Annotated in this window: 26 protein-coding genes; 13 read left to right on the top strand and 13 right to left on the bottom strand. The window is 58.0% G+C overall.

The features are described from left to right. The first annotated feature begins 20 nt into the window (after positions 1 to 20). From C8N45_RS00825 to C8N45_RS23990, 4 genes are read left to right on the top strand one after another with little or no spacing between them, the layout of a single operon-like run. A complete protein-coding gene (locus tag C8N45_RS00825; RefSeq protein WP_108384334.1) occupies positions 21 to 953 on the top strand; it encodes an aldo/keto reductase in 933 nt (310 codons plus the stop codon). Then, positions 950 to 2,023: an NAD(P)/FAD-dependent oxidoreductase gene (locus tag C8N45_RS00820; protein WP_108384332.1), complete on the top strand. Its 1,074-nt coding sequence runs from the start codon at positions 950 to 952 to the stop codon at positions 2,021 to 2,023. The genes C8N45_RS00825 and C8N45_RS00820 overlap by 4 nt, the downstream gene beginning before the upstream one ends. After that, a complete protein-coding gene (locus C8N45_RS23995) occupies positions 2,020 to 2,370 on the top strand; it encodes a GNAT family N-acetyltransferase (RefSeq protein ID WP_309498320.1) in 351 nt (116 codons plus the stop codon). Before C8N45_RS00820 ends, C8N45_RS23995 begins: the two co-directional genes overlap by 4 nt. Positions 2,371 to 2,394: 24 nt before the next feature. After that, entirely contained in the window at positions 2,395 to 2,718 is a 324-nt protein-coding gene (locus tag C8N45_RS23990; protein ID WP_309498319.1) for a GNAT family N-acetyltransferase, read from the top strand. A gap of 6 nt (positions 2,719 to 2,724) precedes the next feature. On the opposite strand, the gene C8N45_RS00810 is transcribed toward C8N45_RS23990, so the two are convergent. Both C8N45_RS00810 and C8N45_RS00805 read right to left on the bottom strand, forming a co-directional pair. Further along, a complete protein-coding gene (locus tag C8N45_RS00810; RefSeq protein WP_108384331.1) occupies positions 2,725 to 3,015 on the bottom strand; it encodes a DUF6958 family protein in 291 nt (96 codons plus the stop codon). A 50-nt stretch (positions 3,016 to 3,065) separates the two neighbouring features. Further along, positions 3,066 to 5,570: a GcvT family protein gene (locus C8N45_RS00805; protein WP_108384329.1), complete on the bottom strand. Its 2,505-nt coding sequence runs from the start codon at positions 5,568 to 5,570 to the stop codon at positions 3,066 to 3,068. A gap of 293 nt (positions 5,571 to 5,863) precedes the next feature. On the opposite strand from C8N45_RS00805, the gene C8N45_RS00800 reads away from it, so the two are divergent. Further along, positions 5,864 to 6,514 carry an alpha/beta hydrolase family protein gene (locus tag C8N45_RS00800; protein WP_108384328.1) on the top strand — a complete coding sequence of 217 codons (651 nt, stop codon included), beginning with the start codon at positions 5,864 to 5,866 and terminating at the stop codon, positions 6,512 to 6,514. A 9-nt stretch (positions 6,515 to 6,523) separates the two neighbouring features. On the opposite strand, the gene C8N45_RS00795 is transcribed toward C8N45_RS00800, so the two are convergent. Then, a complete protein-coding gene (locus C8N45_RS00795) occupies positions 6,524 to 7,510 on the bottom strand; it encodes a 2-hydroxyacid dehydrogenase (protein WP_108384326.1) in 987 nt (328 codons plus the stop codon). 155 nt (positions 7,511 to 7,665) lie between these two features. On the opposite strand from C8N45_RS00795, the gene C8N45_RS00790 reads away from it, so the two are divergent. Next, complete coding sequence (locus C8N45_RS00790; RefSeq protein WP_245882549.1) at positions 7,666 to 8,148, top strand: SH3 domain-containing protein; 483 nt, start codon at positions 7,666 to 7,668, stop codon at positions 8,146 to 8,148. A gap of 62 nt (positions 8,149 to 8,210) precedes the next feature. Beyond that, entirely contained in the window at positions 8,211 to 9,116 is a 906-nt protein-coding gene (locus C8N45_RS00785) for a cation diffusion facilitator family transporter (RefSeq protein ID WP_108384322.1), read from the top strand. Between the two features lie 72 nt (positions 9,117 to 9,188). Here C8N45_RS00785 and C8N45_RS00780 read toward each other — a convergent pair whose 3' ends face one another. From C8N45_RS00780 to C8N45_RS00750, 7 genes are all read right to left on the bottom strand, one after another. Then, a complete protein-coding gene (locus C8N45_RS00780; protein ID WP_108385073.1) occupies positions 9,189 to 11,210 on the bottom strand; it encodes a M3 family metallopeptidase in 2,022 nt (673 codons plus the stop codon). A gap of 126 nt (positions 11,211 to 11,336) precedes the next feature. Next, positions 11,337 to 12,125, bottom strand: coding sequence for an amino acid ABC transporter permease (locus C8N45_RS00775; protein ID WP_108384320.1), 789 nt, complete (start codon positions 12,123 to 12,125; stop codon positions 11,337 to 11,339). Between the two features lie 44 nt (positions 12,126 to 12,169). Then, a complete protein-coding gene (locus C8N45_RS00770) occupies positions 12,170 to 12,952 on the bottom strand; it encodes a transporter substrate-binding domain-containing protein (RefSeq protein ID WP_108384319.1) in 783 nt (260 codons plus the stop codon). Between the two features lie 44 nt (positions 12,953 to 12,996). Next, positions 12,997 to 14,055, bottom strand: a complete 1,059-nt coding sequence (locus tag C8N45_RS00765; protein WP_108384317.1) for a HesA/MoeB/ThiF family protein — start codon at positions 14,053 to 14,055, stop codon at positions 12,997 to 12,999. Continuing rightward, the gene (gene dut / locus C8N45_RS00760) at positions 14,052 to 14,507 is read right to left on the bottom strand and encodes a dUTP diphosphatase (protein WP_108384315.1); all 456 of its coding nucleotides are present in this window, start codon (positions 14,505 to 14,507) and stop codon (positions 14,052 to 14,054) included. Before dut ends, C8N45_RS00765 begins: the two co-directional genes overlap by 4 nt. Next, positions 14,504 to 15,697: a bifunctional phosphopantothenoylcysteine decarboxylase/phosphopantothenate--cysteine ligase CoaBC gene (gene coaBC / locus C8N45_RS00755; protein WP_108384314.1), complete on the bottom strand. Its 1,194-nt coding sequence runs from the start codon at positions 15,695 to 15,697 to the stop codon at positions 14,504 to 14,506. Before coaBC ends, dut begins: the two co-directional genes overlap by 4 nt. 67 nt (positions 15,698 to 15,764) lie before the next feature. Beyond that, a complete protein-coding gene (locus C8N45_RS00750; RefSeq protein WP_108385072.1) occupies positions 15,765 to 16,643 on the bottom strand; it encodes an RNA polymerase factor sigma-32 in 879 nt (292 codons plus the stop codon). Positions 16,644 to 16,733: 90 nt separating this feature from the next. Between C8N45_RS00750 and cobU the strand changes: the two genes are divergently transcribed. The 6 genes from cobU (at position 16,734) to C8N45_RS00715 (ending at position 22,075) form a co-directional block, all read left to right on the top strand. Further along, on the top strand, positions 16,734 to 17,258 hold the full coding sequence (gene cobU, locus C8N45_RS00745; protein ID WP_108384312.1) for a bifunctional adenosylcobinamide kinase/adenosylcobinamide-phosphate guanylyltransferase: 525 nt from the start codon (positions 16,734 to 16,736) through the stop codon (positions 17,256 to 17,258). Beyond that, positions 17,255 to 17,833 (top strand): histidine phosphatase family protein, encoded by a 579-nt coding sequence (locus C8N45_RS00740; RefSeq protein ID WP_108384311.1) that lies wholly within the window; start codon positions 17,255 to 17,257, stop codon positions 17,831 to 17,833. The genes cobU and C8N45_RS00740 overlap by 4 nt, the downstream gene beginning before the upstream one ends. Before the next feature lie 59 nt (positions 17,834 to 17,892). After that, a complete protein-coding gene (locus tag C8N45_RS00735; RefSeq protein WP_108385071.1) occupies positions 17,893 to 18,585 on the top strand; it encodes a glutathione S-transferase in 693 nt (230 codons plus the stop codon). Between the two features lie 43 nt (positions 18,586 to 18,628). Further along, complete coding sequence (locus C8N45_RS00730; RefSeq protein WP_108384309.1) at positions 18,629 to 20,143, top strand: YifB family Mg chelatase-like AAA ATPase; 1,515 nt, start codon at positions 18,629 to 18,631, stop codon at positions 20,141 to 20,143. Between the two features lie 391 nt (positions 20,144 to 20,534). Beyond that, the gene (locus tag C8N45_RS00720) at positions 20,535 to 20,768 is read left to right on the top strand and encodes a hypothetical protein (RefSeq protein ID WP_108384308.1); all 234 of its coding nucleotides are present in this window, start codon (positions 20,535 to 20,537) and stop codon (positions 20,766 to 20,768) included. 119 nt (positions 20,769 to 20,887) lie between these two features. Continuing rightward, positions 20,888 to 22,075, top strand: a complete 1,188-nt coding sequence (locus tag C8N45_RS00715) for a lytic murein transglycosylase (RefSeq protein ID WP_245882507.1) — start codon at positions 20,888 to 20,890, stop codon at positions 22,073 to 22,075. On the opposite strand, the gene C8N45_RS00710 is transcribed toward C8N45_RS00715, so the two are convergent. The 3 genes from C8N45_RS00710 to C8N45_RS00700 all read right to left on the bottom strand — a co-directional run bounded on the left by C8N45_RS00710 (position 22,055) and on the right by C8N45_RS00700 (position 23,647). Then, a complete protein-coding gene (locus C8N45_RS00710; protein WP_108384304.1) occupies positions 22,055 to 22,540 on the bottom strand; it encodes a hypothetical protein in 486 nt (161 codons plus the stop codon). The two genes, C8N45_RS00715 and C8N45_RS00710, sit on opposite strands and share 21 nt — an antisense overlap. Before the next feature lie 64 nt (positions 22,541 to 22,604). Then, the gene (locus C8N45_RS00705) at positions 22,605 to 23,087 is read right to left on the bottom strand and encodes an RNA pyrophosphohydrolase (protein WP_108384302.1); all 483 of its coding nucleotides are present in this window, start codon (positions 23,085 to 23,087) and stop codon (positions 22,605 to 22,607) included. 65 nt (positions 23,088 to 23,152) lie between these two features. Next, positions 23,153 to 23,647 (bottom strand): L,D-transpeptidase family protein, encoded by a 495-nt coding sequence (locus C8N45_RS00700; protein WP_108384301.1) that lies wholly within the window; start codon positions 23,645 to 23,647, stop codon positions 23,153 to 23,155. Positions 23,648 to 23,651: the final 4 nt, after the last annotated feature.

The raw sequence follows: 23,651 nt of genomic DNA, 5'->3' as shown, positions 1-23,651 counted from the left end.
GTCCGTGCAAGATTGTGAGCATGAGAATTTTGACAATACGTAACGGCACGCCCGTCTCCCGCATCTCCTTTGGAACCATGCAATTTGGGGGCAAAGCTGATGCTGCCGCCAGCCGTGCGATGTTTGACAGCGCGCGCGCCGCCGGGATTACCCACTTCGATACAGCTGTCGGATATTGCGAAGGCGCGTCCGAAACCTTGCTGGGCCAGATGATCAAACAAGATCGCGACGACCTGTATATCGCGACCAAAGTCGGCTATGCGGGCGGGGCCAGCAAAGCCAACATCACCCGCCATTTCGATACATGCCGCAAACAACTGGATCAGGACGCAGTCGATCTGCTCTATATGCACCGGTTCGACGATGACACCCCGCTTGAGGAAACCTATGAAACATTGGCTGACTTGCAATCGTCCGGGGCCATCCGGCATATCGGCGTGTCCAACTATGCGGCATGGCAGGTGATGAAGGCACAGGCTGTTGCGCGGTCACTTGGCACGAAAATCGATGTCATTCAGCCAATGTACAATCTGGTGAAACGGCAGGCCGAGGTCGAGATTTTTCCCATGGCCCAAGACCAGAAAATCGCCATTGTGCCCTATTCACCGTTGGGTGGTGGACTTCTGACGGGCAAATATGGGCAAGGCAGCGGCGGCCGCCTGACCGAAGATCCACGGTATCAGGCACGATACGACCAACCATGGATGCATCAAACTGCCCGTGATCTGCACGCCCTTGCCGACGCACAAGGTGTTCATCCGGCCACGCTCGCCGTGGCGTGGGTGGCGGCACACCCAGCGTCAGTTTCGCCGATTATTTCGGCAAAGTCGGTTGAACAGCTTGGCCCGTCGCTGGCTGCGGCAGATTTCGATATGGATTCCGATCTTTACGAAAAAACCACCCAACTCAGCATATCCCCGGCACCAGCCACAGACAGGTTGGAAGAAATATGATCGACTTCTTGATTATTGGCGGCGGGATTGCCGGCGTTTCGGCAGCGGCAAGGCTGGTAGAGCTTGGCAGCGTTGTCGTGCTGGAGACAGAGGATCAGCTGGCCTATCATGCCTCCGGTCGCTCTGCCGCAATGTTCGAGGAAAGCTACGGCAAGCCGTCGACCATTGCGTTGAATGCCGCCAGCAAGTGTTTTCATGTTGATGCAGACGTCCTCAGCCCGCGTGGGTTGATGATGGTCGGGAACAAGGACAATGCCGCAACCTTCGAGAACGACCGGACCGTCATGCAACTTGACCTCATCACAATGGATGAGGCGGTAGATTTTGTGCCAATCACATGTCGCAAGGCGGTTGACAGGGCAGCCTATCACAGTGAGGCATGGGACATCGACACCGACAAGCTGCTGCAAACATTCGCCAAAATGGTCCGCGCGAAGGGCGGCCAGATCAATACCAAGGCGGGTGTCAGCAGCATTTCGCGGATCACGACCGGTTGGGAGGTCAACACCCGCACCACCAGCTATTTCGCACGCAATCTGGTCAATGCCGCAGGTGCATGGGTCGACAATATCGCGATGATGGCCGGAATTACGCCGCTGGGTTTTAGCCCCAAGCGCCGGTCCATGGCGCGGATGCCCGCACCGGGTGGACATGATGTGCGCCAATGGCCCATGCTCTTTGGCCCTGGCGAAACATGGTACGCAAAACCGGACGCCGGTGCGCTGATCGTGTCACCCGCCGATGAGGACAAGGTCGAACCGCATGACGCCTACCCCGATGAAATGACACTTGCCGAGGGGTTGATGCGTTATGAAAACAACGTGACGGAACCCATCGTCCGTTTGCTGGCCTCTTGGGCCGGATTACGCACGTTCGCCCCTGACGGCACGCTTGTTCTGGGGCGCGATCCTGTTGATGACCGGTTCATATGGTGCGCAGGCCAAGGCGGATATGGTATGCAATCCAGCCCGGCAGCCAGCCAGTTGCTGGCTGACATCATCGCCGAACGGCAGCCTGAACTGGACGCACAGACCGTCGCCGCACTGTCACCGGCCCGCTTTTCTGCATGACCCGATACAATCGGCAGGGGCAGCCAATTGGCCCGGCGGTTGCAAATTGGTCAGGTTGCGAAACGATCCCCCGCACGCCGATGCGGGGCGCCATTTGCGATGTGGTCCCGCTGGAGCCAAGCCATAGCGACGATCTGTTTGCAGCCTACGCACTTGATACGTCCAGTCAGCTTTGGACCTACATGACCAAGGGGCCGTTTGCCTCTCAACAGCAGCTTTGCGACTGGGTCTCTGACTGTGCCGACGCGCAAGATACGCTGTTTTTTGCCGTCATCGACAAGGCGACGGACAAGGCAATTGGTGTTGTGAGCTATCTTAGGCTTCAGCCCGAAAATGGCGTCGTGTAAGTCGGGAACATCGCCTTTTCGCCAATGCTGCAGCGCACGCCGCTAGCGACAGAGGCGATGTATCTGATGATGCGCCGCGTCTTTGCAGACATGGGCTACCGCCGATATGAATGGAAATGTGATGCACTGAATGCCCCGTCACGTGCGGCCGCCACGCGCTTGGGGTTTCAGTTTGAAGGCATTTTCAGGCAAGCGCTCGTCTACAAAGGGCGCAACCGCGACACGGCATGGTTCTCGATCATTGATGCCGAATGGCCGGCCCTGCAAACTGCGTTCGAAAAATGGCTGGCACCTGAAAACTTTGACAAAGACGGTCAACAAATCCGGCGGCTTGCCGATTTCAGATAGGGCCTGTCAGACCTGATGAAACCGGAGCGGCTTTGAATTCTCTCTGACGATCACGCCCTTGGCCTCCAGATCAAGCTGGACGCATTTCTGCCACCAGCCCGACGTCGCCCCACCGGGAAACAGGGCCTCGGGCAAATGTGCCTTTGCGGCGTCTTTGCTTTCCTTGGCGGTCATACCCGGTGCGGATTTCGGCAAGGTTGCCAGCATTGCCGATTTCATCGCCTCATATTTCGCACGGTCAACCCGTGTGATCTTTCCGGGCGTGTTGATGTTCTCAACCTCGATCTTTTCCGTCATCTTTGCCCCCTCCGGGATGGATCAAGATCCATCTTACGGCATGGCTTCTGTCATCCATCGACGCGAATGCGCGCGTTTTGCGGATCGTAGGGGCTATCCTCCACAATCTCGGCGGGCCAAAGCTGGTCCTGCATCTTGACCTGGAGCTTCGCACCCACCGTGGCCACGTCAGGGCGGACATAGCCCAGCCCGATAGATTTCTCAAATGCGACGGAATAACCACCCGACGTCAAACGCCCCACTCTGCTGCCGTCCTGTGCGTACAGTGCCTCGCGGCCCCATGGGTCCGCATCGGATGGGCCGTCAATCAACAGGGTTACGCATTTCGAGCGTATGCCTTTTGCTTCCATCGCCTCTTTGCCATGGAAGTCCTTTGACAAATCCACAAAGCGTGGCAAATCCGCCTCCAGCGGGGTCGCGTCTCGGCCCAGTTCATTACCGAAGGCGCGGTATGATTTCTCCTGCCGTAGCCAGTTTTGTGCCCTTGCACCGACCAGCTTTAGCCCGTGTTTTTCACCAGCCTTTTCGAGCAGGTCAAAAAGATAGTTCTGCATCTCCATCGGGTGGTGCAATTCCCAGCCCAACTCACCCGTATAGGCGACACGGATGGCGTTGACCGGGCACATCCCCAATTCGATCCGCCGGGCAGACAGCCACGGGAACCGCTTGTTGGACAAGGCGGTCGCCGGATCAGCATCAACGATCACATCATTCAGCAAATCGCGTGATTTCGGCCCGGCAAGCGCAAAAACACCCGTCTGTGATGTCACATCACTGAGGCACATCGGCCCAAATTCACCCATCTTGTCCTGCACGGCCTTGGCCAGATAGTCACCATCATAGGCTTGCCATGCGCCTGCAGAGATCAACGTAAATGCATCCTCTGCATGCCGGACGATGGTATATTCGGTCCGGGTCGTGCCATGGGCAGTCAGCGCATAGGTCAGGTTGATCCGGCCCACGCGCGGCAGTTTGTTTGTTGTGAACCAGTCCAGAAAAGCCGCAGCCCCCGGCCCTTCGAGCCTGTGTTTGGCAAAGGCCGAGGCGTCGATCATCCCGACACCATTGCGAATGGCTTTGGCCTCTTCCACCGCATATTGCCACCAGCCACCACGCCGGAACGAGCGGGCGTCATGGTCAAAGCTTTCGGGCGCGTCCAGCGGCCCAAAGTAGTTTGGCCGTTCCCAACCGTTGACGCAGCCGAACTGCGCACCCCTGGCTTTCATCCTGTCGTAGGACGGGGCGGTTTTCAGGGGACGGCAGGCCGGGCGTTCTTCATCGGGGTGATGCAGGATATAGACGTGATCGTAGCATTCCTCATTCTTGCGTGCCGCATACTCTGTGGTGATCCAACTGCCAAACCGCTTGGGGTCAAGCGACGCCATGTCGATCTCGGCCTCGCCCTCGACCATCATCTGGGCAAGGTAGTAGCCGGTGCCGCCTGCGGCTGTGATGCCGAAGGAAAACCCTTCCGCCAGCCACATATTGCGCAACCCTTGGGCAGGACCGACCAGCGGATTGCCGTCAGGCGTATAGCAAATCGGGCCGTTGAAATCATCCTTCAGGCCGCTTTCCTCGCAAGACGGAATGCGGTGGATCATCGCCATATACTGGTCTTCGATCCGCTCCAGATCGAGCGGGAACAGATCCGCGCGGAAACTGTCAGGCACGCCATGTTCAAAGACAGCAGGCGCACCCTTTTCATAAACACCCAGAATCCAGCCACCGCGTTCCTCTCGCACATAGGACTGGGCATCGGCATCACGAATGACGGGGTGCTCTGCATGCCCTAGCGCGCGGAAGTCCACCAGCGCCGGGTCCTTGTCCATTACGATGAACTGATGTTCGACAGGAATGGCAGGGATCTTGATGCCCAGCTTGCGCGCCGTCGTCTGGGCGTGGTTGCCAGAGGCTGTGACCACATGTTCGGCGGTGATGACGATCTGCTCGTCGGAAGGAACAAGGTTGCCGCCCTTCTCAACCATCTTGGTGCAGGTGACTTCCCATGCCTGCCCTGTCCAGTGAAATGCATCGGCCTGCCACTTTCGCTCGATCACGACACCGCGCTGGCGGGCACCCTTCGCCATCGCCTGTGTGACATCAGCAGGGTTTATATAACCATCTGTATGGTGATAAAGCGCACCCTTCAGGTCGGACGTTTCAATCAGTGGCCACTTCGCCTTGATCTCCTCAGGGGTCATCCAGACATACGGCACATCGCAGGTCTCAGCCGTCGATGCATACAGCATATATTCGTCCATACGCTCTTGCGTCTGGGCCATGCGCAGATTGCCAACAACGGCAAAACCTGCGTTCAGGCCGGTCTCCGCTTCCAGCGTCTTATAGAAATCGACGGAGTATTTGTGGATGTGGGTCGTGGCGTAGTTCATGTTGAACAGCGGCAACAGACCCGCAGCGTGCCATGTGGACCCAGAGGTCAATTCGTCGCGTTCCAGCAACATGACATCGTCCCAACCGGCCTTCGCCAAATGATAAGCGATAGAGGTGCCCACAGCGCCACCGCCAACGACGAGTGCTTTGACTTGGGTTTTCATTTGAGGCGACTCCTTGCTCGTGATCTGGCCATAATCTGAGGCATTCAGAAAATTGGCGACAGAACCAGCCGACTCCTTGAGGGCTGATTGCGACCTTGCAGCACCGTAAGATGGGTTTTAACCCATCGCCGCTGTAAATTGGGCAAGTCGCGTGGGGCGGCTCGGCTCTTTGCATGGCCAGGCTTTTGCTACTCGCCTGATCAAACCATTTGTGTATCCACAGCGTTTCGGCTTTGACTTGAGACAGCAGCGAAAGGCGAAACGTCATAGTTGGATATGGGAGGGTCTGACACATGAGATTTTCAATCGAAGATGCCGCGAAACTGGCCGAAGCCAGTTACGACAGTGGGCGGATTACCAGCCCACGTGTTCTGCATTCTTGCCCGCACAAAGATGTGCAAGCCCATGTCCTTGAGGGTGATATCCTCCTGCTTCCCGGTTCGAACTCGGTTGATGATTACCTCAAATTCAATCTCAGACCGTTACGCATCGGACATAAGAAATTGATCATGAACGACAATAAGGCCAGCAAAGGTGCATCAGGCACCGTGTGGCATCAAGGTTTCCTTGCCTATTCCGCCGAGATTTTCCATTGGCTGATCAAGCAAAACGTGGCGCCTAAATTCATCATCGGGCATTCACTTGGGGCTGCTGCGGCACAGATTCTCTCCAAGAGCTACAATGTGCCCACCATCGGTTTCGCAGCACCGCGGCCCAAATATTCACGCGGAAGGGTCAAATATGATCGTCAATGCCTGCTGATTAACCGCGGCGACGATCCCGTGACCCGACTGCCGCACCGCTTTCATCACATGGGTGTCATCAAGAAAATATCGCCTGCAAAGCGCAAGGACCTCTTCGCCCATTCGATGGTTCAATACCGCGAAATCGTTGATCAGGGACTGCAACATGGTCTTTTGCCATCAAGTTGGGGCGGCATGTGATACGCGCCCTCACAACATTGCAGGCACAACCTGATCAGGCGGGCGATGGCCATCGGCAAAGGTCTGAATATTCAAGATCACTTTCTCGCCCATCTCGATACGCCCTTCCAACGTCGCAGAGCCCATGTGCGGCAGCAAGATCGCGTTTGGCAGTTCCTTGAGGCGGGGATTAATCTGTGCACCCCGCTCGAACACGTCCAGACCGGCACCGGCGATTTCGCCAGCCCGCAGCATCCGGGTCAGCGCGTTTTCATCGATGACTTCGCCCCGCGAGGTATTTACGATCACGGCAGAGGGCTTCATCAGTTTCAGTCTGCGGGCATTCAGGAGATGGAAAGTCGATGGTGTATGCGGGCAATTGATTGACAGGACATCGACACGCGCAACCATCTGATCCAGACTTTCCCAATAGGTCGCGTCGAGTTCTTCCTCGATTTCAGGGCGCAGACGCCTGCGGTTATGGTAATGGACCTGCATCCCAAAGACAGCGGCACGGCGTGCAACGGCCTGCCCGATCCGGCCCATACCAAGAATACCAAGGCGGCGGCCCTTGATACGCCCCCCCATCATCGCCGTGGGTGACCAGCCCGCCCAATGATCGGACTGCGCAACGCGCAACCCTTCAGCCATGCGGCGCGTTACAGCCAGGATCAACGCCATCACCATATCAGCGGTATCTTCGGTCACGACACCCGGTGTGTTGGACACAAGAATGCCCCGCTGCCGCGCGGTTTCGACATCGATATTATCAACACCGGCCCCGTAATTGGCGATCAACTTCAACCTTTCGCCAGCCCGGCCCAACAGCTTTGCGTCGATTTGGTCTGTAATCGTGGACACAAGCACGTCGGCCTTGCCCATGGCATCAACCAGTTCATCAGCTGTCATTTGCGTGTCATCCTCGCGCAAGGTGACGTTGAAAAGCTCTTTCATCCGCGTCTCGACCGCCTCGGGCAACCGTCGCGTGACAACAACACTTAATTGGCGACCTGGCATGGAAACCCTCCCTTGGCTTTTCAAACGTCCTGCACCGTGTCAGGTTGCGCCAAAGGGACGCGCAGCACAAGAACTGCGCGCCGAAAAATGAGTGTGCAGTTATGAGGCAAATGATGCGGGCATCAATGCAGTGGTTGCGGTGTGGGTTTATGGCAATGCTACTATGTGTGTTTTGTGCTGGCGCCCAGGGCCAGCAGACAAGTCGCACAGGCCTGGGACCGGAAACAAATTTGCCATTACCGCGTTTTGTGTCACTCAAGGCATCGCAAGCAAACGTGCGTCGGGGGCCGTCCCTATCGCACCGGATTGACTGGGTGTTTCAGCGACGCAACATGCCTTTGCAGGTGATCGCCGAATATGGCCACTGGCGGCGGGTGATCGACCGGGAGGGACAGGGCGGTTGGGTCCATTACACCATGCTTTCCGGGTCCCGCACCGTGCTGATCAATGGACAAGCCACGCCTCTGCGCGCAAAGCCCGACGACACCTCACTTGAAAATGCGATCCTAGAACCCGACGTCATTGCCCGCTTGGGTGAATGTGAAGTGCGGTGGTGCAAACTGAATGCCGGGGGCTATCGTGGCTGGGCACCAAAGTCGGACCTATGGGGCGTCGCTGACAGTGAAATCAGGGATTGATCGGGACACGGTCGGCAAGCAACAGGATCACTGCTAAGCTTGCTAAAATAACCCGAGTCGCCATGTCTAATCGCCACGATACCACGCTGAACCTATCCGCAGGATTGCTTTCTGTTGCGGTTGCATTCGTGCTTGTCGGGCTCAAGCTGTGGGCGCTGGGGCAGACCGGATCGCTGGCTGTTGCGGCAACTTTGGCTGATAGTGCGATGGATTTGATGATCTCACTGGGCGGGCTGATTGCCATTGCCTATGCAGCAAAGCCCGCAGACGAGGACCACAATTTCGGCCATACATCGGCCGAGGATCTCGCGGCACTGGGGCAATCCATTTTCATCGTGATCTCTGCCGGAGTGATTGCGGTGGCTGCGGTCTTGCGATTGCTGGATGATAATGTTGCCCTGCCCGAGCAAGAGGGGCTGGGGATTACGATCATACTGTTTTCGGTCGGGATCACGCTGGGGCTCGTCGCGTGGCAACGACGCGTCGCGCGCAAGACCGGAAACAAGGTCGTCGCGGCAGACAGTCTGCACTACATTGGCGATCTGATCCCCAATGTGGGCGCGATCATCGCACTTTGGGCATCGGGCGCGTTGGGGCTGCACCAAATCGACAGCGTCGTGGCCCTTGTGGCCGCAGCACTGCTGGTGGTGGGGGCACTGCGGATTGGCAAATCAGCCTGGGACGCGTTGATGGACCGGCAGGCTGACCCAAAGATGATCAGTGGCATTTGTGAAATTGTGGAAGATTTCGAGGGTGTGCAGGGTTACCATGACCTGAAAACGCGGGTCGCTGGCAGCCGGGTGTTCGTCAATTTGCATATAGAACTGGATGGGGCGCAGACGCTCTATGAAGCCCACAATATCGGCGCAGCCCTGCGGCGCGCGATTGTTGCACACTATCCGCAGACTGACGTTCTGATCCATAAAGACCCTGTCGGGGTGCAAAAGCACCCCGACGATGAAAGGTAGATGGGTCAAGACCCATCTTACGCTACATTATCTGATTGGCCTTGAAGAACCGTAAGATGGATTTCAATCCATCTAAGCTGCAAGCCCGCGCCCTTTCAACAATGCTTCCACCCCAGGCAAACGCCCCCGAAACGCCGTATAAAGCGCTGCGGCATCAACAGAACCGCCCGATGATAAAACTGTCTTTTCAAGACGTTTTGCCATCTCCGCGTCAAACGGGTTACCAGCCTCTTCAAAGGCCGCAAAAGCATCAGCATCCATCACTTCCGACCACATGTAGCTGTAATATCCGCTGGAATAACCATCCCCCGCAAAGACATGTGCGAAGTGCGGTGTTGCATGCCGCATGCGAATGGCCCGCGGCATCCCGATCTGCTCCAATAATTCGGCTTGTTTCTGCATCGGGTCCGCTGGGGCTGGACCGTCGTGGAACCCTAGATCAACAAGCGCTGATGCAACATATTCGACCGTCTGGAACCCCATATCATAGGTCGCGGCCCCCAACATACGTTGCAGCAGATCCTCTGGCATAGGAGCGCCCGTCTCTGCGTGAGTCGCGAACTCTGCCAACACCTGCGGCACTTCAAGCCAATGTTCAAACAGCTGGCTGGGCAATTCCACGAAATCCCGCGCAACAGACGTCCCGCTGATGCTTTCATAAGTCACATCCGACAGCATCTGGTGCAATGCATGTCCAAATTCATGGAAAAGCGTGCGCGCATCGTCATACGACAAGAGCGCGGGCTTGCCCTCTTCGGGCTTCGCAAAATTGCAGACATTCACCACAATGGGGCGAATATCGCCCGACAAGCGCTGTTGCGCGCGCATCGCCGAGCACCACGCACCGGACCGCTTGGCGCCACGGGCAAAATAGTCACCCATGAAGACGGCGACATGGGCACCATCGCGCGTCACTTCCCACAAGCGCACATCCGGATGATAGGTCGACCCCTCGCACGCCCTGAACTCAAGTCCGAACAGACGATTGGCACAGGCAAATGCGGCTTCAATCATCCGGTCCAGTTGCAGGTACGGCTTCAATTCGGCCTCGTCCAGATCGTGCAGCAGCCTGCGCCGCTTTTCCGCATAAAAACGCCAGTCCCATGGCTCCAGCGGTCCGGCAAACCCGTCAGCTAGCAGCATCTGCTCCAGATGCGCCGCGTCCGCCAGCGCTGCGGCCTTGGCGGGTTCCCAGACCCGCATCAACAGATCACGCACAGCCCCCGGGTTTCCCGCCATCTCGGTTTCAAGCTTGAAGTCGGCAAAGGTATCGTAGCCCAACAGGCGCGCCCGCTCTTCGCGTAGCTTGAGCGTTTCCGCAGCAATCGCCCGATTGTCGGTTGCGCCGCCACCCGCCCCGCGCGCCGTCCATGCTTCATAGGCTTTCCGGCGCAAATCGCGGCGTTCAGAAAATTGCAGGAACGGTACGATCAGCGACCGCGACAAGGTAACAACCGGGCCGCCTGCCTGCTTTTCTTTTCCTGCTGCCTTCGCCGTGGCGACAACGAAATCCGGCAATCCCGCCAAATCACCAGGCCCAAGCGACATGAACCATTCCCGTTCATCGGCGAGCAGATTTTGCGTGAACTGCGTGCCCAGCACAGACAAGCGCGACTTCACAGCGCGCAGCGCTTCGGCTGCCTGCCCTTCCAACTGCGCACCGGACCGCACAAAGCTGCGCCGTGTCAGCATCAGCACCCGCTGCTGTTCGTCGGACAGATCAAGGTTATCACGGTCCTGCCAAATGGCCTCAACCCGCGCAAAAAGCGCCTTATTTTCGGAAATTTCGGAACCGTAGGCGCTGAGTTTCGGCGCAAATTCGCGCTGCAAGGCTTCGCGGGCCGGATTACTATCCGCGCCCGCCACATTGTAAAAAGTGCCCAAAACGCGGTTCAACAGGGCATCCGCCAACTCCAGCGCCTCAATGGTGTTGGCAAAGGTGGGGGCGTCATCCTGCTGTACAATAGCGGCAATGTTGCTCCGTGCCGCGTCCAGTGCCGCGTCCACGGCTGGCGCAAAATCTGCATCAGAGATTTGATCGAACGGCGGGATTTCAAACGGGGTATCCCAGTCAGCAAGCAACGGGTTTGTCATTTTCAGTTCTCCTTTGCGCAGAACGTAGGGGCCACACCTGCCAGTTGCCACACCCAGCGGGATAACGACGCAAAAAAATGTGGGCCGACGGCACAATCAAAGGCGTTCATGACCGCGTGACCCGCGTTATCTTTGCCGCATCCGTTTCTCAAACCGGCGCAGTAACAGTGACAGCGAAATCGTCATGGTCAAATAGACCAGCGCGACAACATTATAGGTCTCGAAATAGCGAAAATTGCCCGCCGCGGTCACTTTGCCCAGTTGGGTCACGTCAGTCACACCAAGTACGGACACCAGCGACGAATCCTTGACCATCGCCACGAAATCATTGCCTAACGGCGGCAGGATCGTGCGCAGGGCCTGCGGGAATATGATCAGCCGGAACCGCTGCCACTTGCTCAGGCCCAGCGCCTCGGCGGCTTCGATCTGGCCTTCATCGACTGATTGCAGACCGGCGCGAAACACCTCGGCTAGAAATGACGAATAGGCAATCGTCAGCGCAATGACAGCCCGCCAAAGCAAGGAAAAATCGCGGGTGCGGATTGGGTCCAGCCCCACTGACTCCAATACCACGTTCCAGGCTGAAACCAGTGCGGGTGCAAAGACAAAGGCCACGTAAAGCAGCAGGACGATAATCGGGATGCCGCGAAAGACCTCGATGTAGAAGCGTGCAAACTGGCGCAGAACCAGCCAGCGCGACAGGCCCGCCAGCGCCAGCAAAAGCCCCAGAACACAGGCCATCGCGTAGGATACCACGGCGACATAGATCGTGACCCAAATGCCTTTGCGCAGCGTGGCCAGCACCTTGGCATATTCCGGCACGGTCAGGACCTGCCAGAACAGATAGGTGCCAATCGCAATGACAGCGACCAGCCACCAAGGAAAATCCTTGTCGTCGGGGGATGTGGGAATCAACCGGGCACAGTCCCGGACAACATCCGGGACCTCCTGTTCAGGGCTTATTCACCAAGCTTATATTCAAGGAACCACTTGGTATTGAGCGCATCAATCGTGCCATCGGCAGTCATATCCGCGATGGCGGCATTGATCGGGGCGACCAGATCAGAGCCTTTGGGAAAGATGAAGCCGAAGTCTTCGGTGCCCAACTTATTGCCGATAATCTTGAGACCACCGTCAGAGGCTTCGACATAGCCGTTCCCGGCTGTGCCATCGGTCAGCACCAGATCAACGTCGCCCGCGCGCAGCGCTTGCACCGTGGCCCCGAATGTTTCCATCAGCTTGATGCGGGGGTTGGCCTCGTCGCCGTCGAGTACATCATAGACACCGACGTAAAACGGGGTTGTGCCCGGTTGGGCCGCCATCAGCAGATCATCATTGGCGGCAAATCCGGCGGCGTCGTCAAAGCGGTCCTCGTCGCCGCGCACCATCATTACCATTTCCGAGGTCATGTATTTATCCGAAAAATCGACAATTTCCGCGCGGTCCTCGCGGATAGTAATGCCGGTCATGCCCAGATCGAACTGCCCTTCAGACACGGCAGGAATCATCGCGTCCCAGCTGATGTTTTCATAGACGACCGTGGCGTTCAGACGCTCCGCGATCTCGGCCATCGCGTCGTATTCCCAGCCCACGGCATTGCCTTCGCCATCAATGAATTGCAGCGGCGGATAGGCGTTTTCGGTCACGACGACAATCTCGCGCCCGTCCAAATCGGGCAGGTGCCCATCCGCACTGGCGACGGTGGCGATCATCATGGCAGCAACTGTGGCGATTATTTTCATGTCTGGGACTCCCATCGGACAATTTCAATGCCGCAGTATGGGCTTCACTCAGACGGGCGCAAGCCCTGTCCGCCACAGACGGCGCAATCGGCGCGTGGCTTGATATTGATCGTGCGCGTTTGCGCGTAAAGCGCATCATAAATCAGCATCCGGCCACCCAGACCATCGCCCGCGCCGGTAATGAGTTTCACCGCCTCAACCGCCATCATCGCACCGATGACACCGGGCAGCGGACCAATGACCCCCGCCTCGGCGCAACTGGGCACCAACGCACTGTCGGGGGCGGTTGGAAAGACGCATTCGTAACACGGCGTGCCTTGGGCCGGAGCGTAAAGGCTGATCTGCCCCTCCCATTGGGTCAAGGCGCCCGCAATCAGCGGTTTGCCCAGCGCCACGGCGGTACGGTTCACCAGATAGCGCGTATCGAAATTGTCAGTCCCATCAAGGATCAGGTCGTAGTCCGCAAACAGGTCCGCCGCGATCTCCTCCTCCAGCCGCCGCTGATAGGGGCGCACGACAACAAAAGGGTTTTGAGCTTTCATCGCCTCGGCAGCGGAATGCACCTTTGGCATCCCGATATTGCGGTCCAGATGAATAACCTGCCGTTGCAGGTTTGTGTTTTCAACCGTGTCATCGTCAATGACACCAATCGTGCCAACGCCTGCCGCCGCCAGATATTGCAGCGCGGGCGCGCCCAGCCCCCCTGCCCCGACGACCAGCACCTTGGCGTCGCGCATGGCCTTCTGTCCCGGTCCGCCCACCTCGCGCAGCATGATATGGCGTGCGTAGCGGTCGAGTTCCGTCGTGGAAAAGCGGTCCGACGAGGCTGGCGCAGGTGCCGCCTTGGCAGCCACCTGTCGACGCAGGCCACCCAAAAATTTGCGATATCCCCAGACCATGAAACCAAAGGCAATCAACAGCCCCCACAAGCGCGCATCACCGCCAGTGGCCATCCGCAACGGGTGCCCGTCCGGCAGGGCAACATGGATGATCATGACCGCCACAAGCAGAATGCCCATCATAGTCCAGCGCGCGTGATATGGCGCCTTCATCGCAATGCCGATCCCCCAGAGGACGGCAGCCATCGCACCGACCATAATCATAGGCCAGTTGACCCAAATCCGCCTGTGCCCCGCGCGGTCACGTCCAACGCTTGCACCATCTGAAACGTGGCTTGCGACACCGGAGCGACCACCATTTGCGCGATACGCATCCCATGCGTGACGTCGAAATATTCGGTGCCCAGATTGATCAGGATCACACCGACCGGCCCGCGATAGTCACCGTCGATCGTGCCCGGACTGTTCACCATCGTGATCCCATGCTTAAGCGCAAGGCCAGAGCGTGGCCTGATCTGCACCTCAAACCCGTCAGGAATGGCCATCCGCAGGCCTGTCGGAATCAGCTTGCGTGCGCCGGGCATCAGGGTGATCTTGTCACGCTCCGGCAAATTGGCCCGCAGATCTGCACCTGCCGCGCCTTGTGTCTCATAGGACGGCAGGCCCACGTCAGGGTCCGCGCCTGCATCCCATTGCAACTGGATTGTCGGCGTCATGCCAAGGCCTCTGCAATCCGCTTGGCAAGTGCGGTTGCCACTGCCTCTTTGCCCATGCGCGGCCAGTTTTCGGCACCGGCGTCACTGATCAGTGTGACCGCGTTCTCTTTGCCACCCATGATCCCCGTATTAGGTGACACATCGTTGGCCACGATCCAGTCGCACCCCTTGCGCAACCGCTTGGCCGTTGCGTTGGCAATCACATCATCGGTTTCAGCGGCAAAGCCCACGACCAGTTTTGGCCGTCCTACGGTCATCTGCGACACGGTTGCCAGAATGTCCGGATTTTCGGCAAATTCCAGCGTCGGCAGGCCGCTGCCATCTTTCTTGATCTTGCTGTCGCCCGCGTTCGCCACCCGCCAGTCCGCAACGGCCGCCGCAAAGACCGCCGCATCAGCGGCAGGAGCGGATTGAACGGCGTCAAGCATCTGTGCTGCTGTCTGCACCTTGATCACATCTACACCCTGCGGCGGAAGCACATCAGCAGGCCCCGTTACAAAGGTCACATCGGCGCCAAGTGCGGCCAATGCCGCCCCAATCGCCGTGCCCTGCGCACCCGAGGAGCGGTTCGCGATATAGCGCACCGGATCAATCGGTTCGTGTGTCGGGCCGGACGTCACAAGGATATGTTTGCCCTTCAGCGGGCCATCGGACAATGCGGCGTCAATCGCGGCGATAATCTCTGGCACCTCGGCCATGCGACCGGGTCCATATTCACCGCAGGCCATATCGCCTTCATTCGGGCCAACGACCAGCACCCCATCGCCTTGCAGAGTGGTCAGATTGCGTTGTGTCGCGGGGTGGTCCCACATGCGCACATTCATCGACGGGGCGATCAAGACGCGCTTGTCCGTCGCCAAAAGGAGTGTTGAGGCCAGATCATTGGCCAAGCCACTCGCCATCTTGGCCATCAGGTCCGCCGTGGCAGGGGCGACAACGATCAGATCAGCGGCGCGTGACAATTCGATATGGCCCATCTCGGCTTCGTCCGTAAGGTCGAACAGGTCTTGATAGATTTTGCTTGCGGAAAGCGCCGACAGGCTGAGAGGCGTCACAAACTCGGCACCCGACTTGGTCAGGACAGGTGTCACGCGACAGCCGCGCTCGCGCAACCGGCGCACAAGGTCCAACGATTTAAAGGCGGCGATGCCGCCGCCTACAATCAACAGGATATGTTTATTCGCCAACATGGTCTGCTCCGGTATCACCCATGCCAGACACTAGGTCAGATGATACCGGAATGACAATGTCATGCGGCTATGCAAAAAACGAATGGACCTCGGTGCTTTGCGACTCAAGGCTCTTGCGCATTTTGCCAAAGGCTGCTGCTTCCAACTGACGCACGCGCTCTTTGGACAGCCCCAGTTCGGTACCAAGACTTTCCAGCGTGCGCGGGTCCTCACGCAGTTTGCGTTCACGGACGATGAACTGCTCGCGATCGTTCAGCGATGACAAGGCCGTAACAAGCCACTGGCGCAACGTGTCATTGTCATGCGAATTCTCGACGGTCTCTGCGGCCTGCGGGCCATCGTCCTCGAGCGCGTCAATCCATTCGCGACCTTCATCGTCAACCGACTGGGTGGCGTTGAGCGAAAAGTCAGAACCGGACAAGCGCCCTTCCATCATTTCGACATCATGCAGCGGCACACCAACTTCAATGGCGATCAACTCGCGCATCTCCTGACGGTCGATCTCGCGGCCCTCGGCGGAAGCTTCACGTTCCAACCTTGCCTGAACCCGGCGCATGTTGAAAAACAGTGATTTCTGCGATGAGGTGGAACCGGTGCGCACCATCGACCAGTTGCGCATCACATAGTCCTGAATGGATGCCTTGATCCACCAGACAGCATAGGTTGAAAAGCGCACGCCACGATCAGGATCAAATTTGTCTGCAGCTTTCATCAGGCCAACAGACGCTTCCTGAATAAGATCATTCATCGGCGCACCGTAGCGTTTGAATTTAGACGCCATTGAGATGGCAAGACGCATATAGGCCGTGATAAGGCGGTGCAGCGCCTGTTCGTCCCGCTGGTCGCGCCATGCATACGCAAGAGCGAGTTCAGTTTCAGCGTCCAACAATTCAGCCTTCATAGCTGTACGTGACAATGTTTGATCAGAAAAACCGGTGACACCCATGATATTTCTCCCAGTGATCTTGCGATGCATTAACTTTGCTTCTTGAATTTGTTACGATGGGACAAACGCATTGGATCAGAAAAAGTTCACATGACTCAGTCTGGAAAACTCACGCTCGTGCTTGGTGGTGCCGCGTCTGGCAAGTCTGCCTTTGCGGAAAACCTTGTCCTGGAAAGCAATCTGGCCCCGCTTTATGTTGCGACCGCCCAGATTTCTGATGATGAAATGGCGGAAAAAAAATTGCGCCATCAGGAACGCCGGGGGACCGAATGGACAACGGTGGAGGAACCTGTCGCCGTCGCGGATATATTGGCAGAGGCGGACCATTCACAGGTGATCCTGATTGATTGCGCCACGCTTTGGCTGACCAATATCATCTTGGGTGACTACGATCTTGCTGTGGAAAGTGCACATCTGGTCGCCGCCTTGTGCATGTGCCGCGCAGAAGTAGTCGTCGTTTCCAACGAAGTCGGGCAAGGGATTGTACCAGACAACAAACTGTCGCGCACGTTTCGTGACGCCCAAGGCACGCTGAACCAGTCCATCGCCACCGAGGCAGACTTGGTCGTCGCTGTTATGGCGGGTCTGCCCCTTGCGCTGAAAGGGTCTTTGTGACCCGGTTCTGGCTGGTAAGGCACGGGCCAACACACCAGAAAACCTTTGTCGGATGGCGCGATGTCCCCGCAGATCTTTCCGATCAGGCGCTGATCGACAGGGTTGATGCCTATTTGCCGTCAGACGCGCTGGTCATCGCGTCCGACTTGCGCCGCGCCTCTGCCACAGCTGACGCGATTGGCGGCACGCGGCAGCGTCTTCCAGACAATGCAGGATTGCGCGAATTCGACTTTGGCGTCTGGGACGGGATGACCTTTGATCAGGTCGCCGCCCGCGACCCCGACCTAAGCCGCCGTTTCTGGGAGCAACCTGGCGAACTGACAGCGCCAGAAGGCGAAAGCTGGAACGGTGTCGCGGCAAGGGTCAGCCGCGTGGTTGACCAACTCTGCCGCGACCACGCAGACGCAGATATCGTATTGGTTGCCCATATCGGCGTTATCATGACCCAGATACAACGCGCCAGCAGCAGCACCGCCTATCAGGCGATGGGCCACAATATCGACAACCTGTCCGTGACTGACATCACCATGGCAAGCGGACGCTGGCAGGTTGGGAACATCAATCACATTCCGTGATATGGAACGTCAAAATTCCTTGTTTGGCAACGGGTTGAACCGTCTCTAACGTCATGCGCATGACATATGATCTTTATATCGGTGATCGCACCTTCAGCAGCTGGTCGCTCCGTGGTTGGCTGATGCTTGAAAAGTCCGGTCTGCCTTTCAAAACCCATATGGTTGGGCTTTATGCTGGCACCTACCGCGCAGAGCTGGCACATCTTGCCCCAGCGCGCACGGTACCCGCACTGCGAACACCGCAAGGGCACGTGCTATCCGACAGCATGGCAATGGCTGAAACATTGTACGAGGCCCATCCCGATGCCGGAATTTACCCGAAAGACCCGGCGGCACGCGCACTCGCCCGGAACCTGGCTTCAGAAATGCATGGCGGATTTGGCGCGTTGCGCAATGATTGCCCGATGATGATTTCACGCGTCTGGGAGGGGTTTACCCCGTCAGACGCCGTATCGGCGGATCTTGCCCGAATTGAATTTCTGTGGGCATTGGCCCGCGAAAGGCATGGTGCAGACGGGCCTTGGCTGTTTGGAAAATACAGCGTTGCCGATGCCTTCTTTGCCCCGGTGGCCATGCGCATCACAGCTTATGATCTGCCTGTTGGTGAGGCCGCAAATGCCTATGTGCAGGCGCATCTGATTGACCCTGCTTTTCTGGAATGGCATGTGGCATCGCAGTCAAAAACCCACGACCCTTGGCCCTACCCGATGGATCTTGCCCATCGTCCATGGCCGTCCGTTAACCATTCCTAAACCACGTCCCACTACCCGTTAACCATTAACGGGGAGTGGTCAAATGGTCGCCAAGACCTACACAGTTGCGTTTGAGGGGATCGAAGCCCGTGTGGTCGAGGTGCAATGCGCCGTTTCCCCCGGTATTCCGTCATTCTCCGTGGTCGGCCTGCCCGACAAAGCGGTGTCAGAGGCCAAGGAACGTGTGCGCGCGGCGTTGACCAACATGGCCATCGCGCTGCCCTCGAAACGAATCACGATCAACATGTCGCCTGCGGACATGCCCAAGGAAGGGTCGCACTTTGACCTGCCGATTGCGGTGGCGCTGCTTTCGGCCCTTGAAATCATCCCGCAAGACAATGCGGAACAGATCGTTGCCTTGGGTGAATTGTCGCTCGACGGTAAATTGGTGCCCGTCGTGGGTGCCCTACCCGCAGCAATGGCCGCAGCAGAGGATGAAAGGACCTTGCTGTGCCCTGCTGCCTGCGGGGCAGAGGCCGCGTGGGTCGGTGCTGCAAATGTCATCGCCCCGCGTGATCTGGCCGAAGTTGTGCGCCATTTTACAGGGCAATCGGTCCTTGCCGCATCCGAACCCGGTGAAGTGGTCCAGCCCCACGGCGCGCGCGACATGGCAGAGGTCAAAGGACAGGAACGTGCCAAACGTGCGCTGGAGATCGCAGCAGCAGGCCGCCATCACTTGATGTTTGTTGGCGCACCGGGGTCTGGCAAATCCATGCTTGCCGCGCGTATTCCCGGTTTGTTGCCGCCGTTAACCCCCGCCGAAGCACTGGAAACCTCGATGATACACTCCCTTTCCGGCCTGCTGGACGAAGGCGGGATCAGCCGTGAACGGCCCTTTCGCGAACCGCACCACACGGCGTCAATGGCGGCGATTGTTGGTGGCGGGCGGGGCGCGAAGCCCGGCGAAATCAGCCTTGCCCACAACGGCGTGCTCTTCATGGACGAGTTTCCCGAATTCGCGCGGCCTGTATTGGAAACGCTACGCCAACCGATTGAAACGGGCGAAGTCGTGGTCGCGCGCGCCAATGCGCATGTGCGCTACCCCTGCAAATTCATGCTGGTCGCGGCAGCCAACCCATGCCGATGCGGCCACTTTGCCGATCCAACCCGGGCCTGCGCGCGCGTGCCGATCTGCGGAGAGGAATATCTGGGTCGCATCTCTGGCCCCTTGATGGACCGGTTCGATTTACGGGTTGAAGTGCCGCCCGTTGCATTCACCGATCTGGACCTGCCCGAGGATGGGGAAAGCACAGCCAGCATTGCCGCCCGGGTCGCGATAGCACGCGACAAGCAGACTGCACGCTTTGCAGATCAAGACAAAATCCGGGTGAACGCAGATGCCGAAGGGCACCTGCTGGAAGAAATCGCCACTCCCGACAGCGAAGGACGTGACCTCTTGATCAAAGTGGCAGAGCGTTTCGGCCTGTCCGCACGCGGCTATCACCGCGTCCTCAGGGTAGCGCGAACGGTGGCGGATCTGGACGGGGCCGAAACAGTGCGCAAACCCCATGTGGCAGAGGCCGTCAGCTACCGGTTGGCCATGGCCAAGGAAGTCTAGACGCGTTTGAGCCGGTGATAAGTCAGCCAAATATCGACGGCTCAACGGGCTGCGGGTGCGCGCTTGCCAAAGCGCCAGCCACGCAAGCCCACCGCAATTTTCGGCTGGACCGGACGCAAAGCCTCACCATTTCACAACAAAGCTTTCGACCACGCAGGGTTCCGATGCTGCGCGACACGATCGAGACACGCGCTGTCTGCTGGCCCGCGGAGCCCGGAAACTTGTCATTTGGCGACACCATGAATCGCAACAATGAGAGCCCATGGTGCAAATTGTTCATATTGCTTGGGGTAACGGTCAAAGATTCGTCTTATTTGGCGGCGGATTCGTCATTCTGAGACCGCATTTAGCGGCGAAATTCCGCTTACGTACTGCGAAAGGACCGACCTCCATGAATGCCTTTGTCAACATACTCGTGCCAGAACACGCCAGTATTCGTAAGATGGTTGTTGGACAACTGGTCCGGCAAGAGAGCGCCCAAAACTGGCTGGATATGGTAGGCGGTTGCGACGACGAAGACATTGTCCCCAATTATAATACAAGCAAGGCTGCAACACCCCGCACTGACGCGCGCAACAGTATGCGTGACATCGGTGAAGGGTCGCTTCTGGAAGCAAACACCTAGAGGCTGACTGCGCTCACGACCGGGCTTTGGCGGCAAAAATCAGCGCGTGCTTTCCTGACACAGTTTCTTCGATCCCTCATTGCGTTATACCTGCGGCGTATGAGCAAGAGGATCACGACGTGAAACGCAGAACGTTCTTGGCGGGTTTGGTCAGCGGTGTAGCGGGAGCAGGGCCAATATCCGCACAGGCAAACGGCTTTTCAAACTGGATTGCCGGTTTTCAAAGGCGCGCAAAGGCCGCCGGGATCAGGAACAGCACATTGCGGGCTGCCTTTGCCGGTGTGCAATATCTGCCAGACAGTATTCGGCGGGACCGAAACCAGTCAGAGTTCGTAAAGCCATTGTCGGAGTATATGGCAACGGCAGCATCTGACACTCGGGTCCGGAACGGGCGCTCGCTGATCCGGCAATATGGCAATCTGCTTGGCCGTATTGAAGCGACCTACGGGGTGCCACCGCATATCGTGACCTCAATCTGGGGCATGGAAAGCAATTACGGCCAGCGGCGCGGTGATGTGCCACTGGTGTCGACCCTTGCCACGCTGGCCCATGACGGGCGGCGCGGGCGGTTCTTTGAACAGCAGTTGATCGCCGCATTGCGGATTTTGCAGCGTGGCGATGTTGCGCCGCAGAATATGACCGGGTCCTGGGCCGGGGCGATGGGACACACGCAGTTTATCCCCACCTCTTATCAGGCCTATGCGGTTGATTTCACCGGTGATGGAAGACGCGATATCTGGGCGGATGATCCCAGCGATGCGCTTGCCTCGACCGCGGCCTATCTGCGCCAATTCCGCTGGCAACAGGGGCAGCCTTGGGGGGTCGAGGTGCTGTTGCCCAACGGATTCGACTACGGCTTGTCAGACCGCCAATCGCGCAGATCGCCCGCAGGCTGGGGCCGACTTGGCGTGCGCGGCGTGGACGGAAATGCCGTGCCCAATTATGGCGAGGCATCATTGATTACACCGACAGGTGCGCGTGGGCCAGCCTTTCTGGTGTTTCGCAATTACGACGTGATTTCACGGTACAACAATGCCCAAGCCTATATCATCGGGGTCGGCCATCTTGGTGACCGAATTGCGGGTGCTGGTCCGCTTCGGCAACCATGGCCTAGCGGTGAACGCAGCCTGCGGCGCGCTGAACGGGTCGAGCTCCAGCAGCGCCTGACGGCGGCGGGCTTTTCGACCGGCGGTGTAGATGGCAAGATAGGTCCCAACAGCCGTGCCGCAATCCGGCGTTATCAACGCAGTATCGGTCTGCCAACGGACGGCTATGCGTCGCTGTCGCTATTGCAGCGGCTGCGGTAGGCAGGCGCCGCCCTGCATGCAGACAGTCAGCGCGTCCAGAACTTCGGGCGACGGGTTTGCAAAGATCATGCCGCCACATGGCTCCGCAATCGCCATCACCGGCACCTTGTCCGCCCGGACAAAATAGATCGCATCAACATCGGTGCGCGCACTGCCGCACCATGGACCCGCACAGACGGGCAGCAGTTCAACGGGACTTTCATAGGGCCGCACGAACCCTGCGCTGGTCAGTGTCATCCCGACAAACTCCGCCGCAATAGCGGCAGGGTCTGGCGATTGTGGATCTTTCAGGCCCTGAGGCAGCGCAGATTCGTCAAAATGCAATCGCCCGTACAGCACAAAGTAAGGTTCAGGTGCTGCGGCCACCTGATTGAAGGTCGCGATCGGATCAGGGCGCATACAACTCAGAGCGGCGGCTTGTCCCGCAAAAACTATCAAGCCCAATATGGTCATCATGAATTTCATGGCTGTGGTCCTTTCATCGTCAGTCCAGATCAGACGGAACCGCGGGCCTGTTCCTTGGGGCGCATCACAATCTTGTCGTGAATTCGGCCAGGACCTGTTCATAGACCTTGCGCTTGAAAGGGACGATTGCATCGACAAGCTGGTCTTTGGGCAGCCATTTCCAGCGTGAGAATTCAGGGTGCGCCGTGACAATATCAATCTGGTTATCCTCGCCATGAAACCGCATCAGATACCATTTCTGTTCCTGCCCCCGATAGCGCCCTTTCCAGATTTTTGGCACAAGCGCATGCGGCAACTCATAGCGGATAAGACCTGTTGTTTCCGCTTCGATGGCAACAAGGTTCGGGGTGACGCCAGTTTCTTCTTGTAGCTCACGTAGGGCCGCTTGTTTGGTTCCTTCACCGGGATCGACACCGCCCTGCGGCATTTGCCAAGCGTCAGTATCACGGTCGATCCGCTGACCGACAAAAATATGGCCGCGCGTGTTGGCCAACATGATGCCCACGCAGGGCCGGTAGGGAAGTGCTGCGATTTGTTCGGGGCTCATTTGGGTGGCGATCCTTTGTTTTGGTAAGTCTGTTGACTGGCGCAGTCACATACGACTGTTGGTTGCTATACGATTACGAGCCGGGTTTGATGTCGGATCCGCGGCGCAATCCAGAGCAGATCTTGTCTTTTGACTCCGACGCAGCCTGCGGTCGGTCGGCCCGGTCCGCGCCACTGGTGCATGAAAATAGCCGATCCGCGCCCTTTGACAGCATAGGGCCAGTTCCAGTCAGTCAGAATGACCAGATCATACATCGGATCAGCCCGGCGCAGCAGTTCGTGACCGTATCCGTGGGGCTTGCGGACCATCAGATTATAATCCGGGTCGGTCACGTCGTCAGACCACACATCAACTGGCCGGATCGGCAGCGCCCAGTCAGCAGGGCGCGCCATCCGGTCGGGCCGGTAAAGCATACCGACAATCCGGTGCACGCCACGGGGCGTGGCACCGTCCCCTTCCGCCTTGTGGTCCGTCACACCACCCCGCCCGATGGTCCGCGCAAACCGCCGCCCCAGAAAACGCAGGTGTGTCGGCGTGACAATAAGGTCGGTCACCTTCATGTGC

This window comes from Yoonia sediminilitoris (genome assembly GCF_003058085.1).
GTDB lineage: Bacteria > Pseudomonadota > Alphaproteobacteria > Rhodobacterales > Rhodobacteraceae > Yoonia > Yoonia sediminilitoris.
The sequence above is the reverse complement of the archived record's forward strand: the minus strand, read 5'-3'. Positions and strand labels throughout refer to the sequence as shown.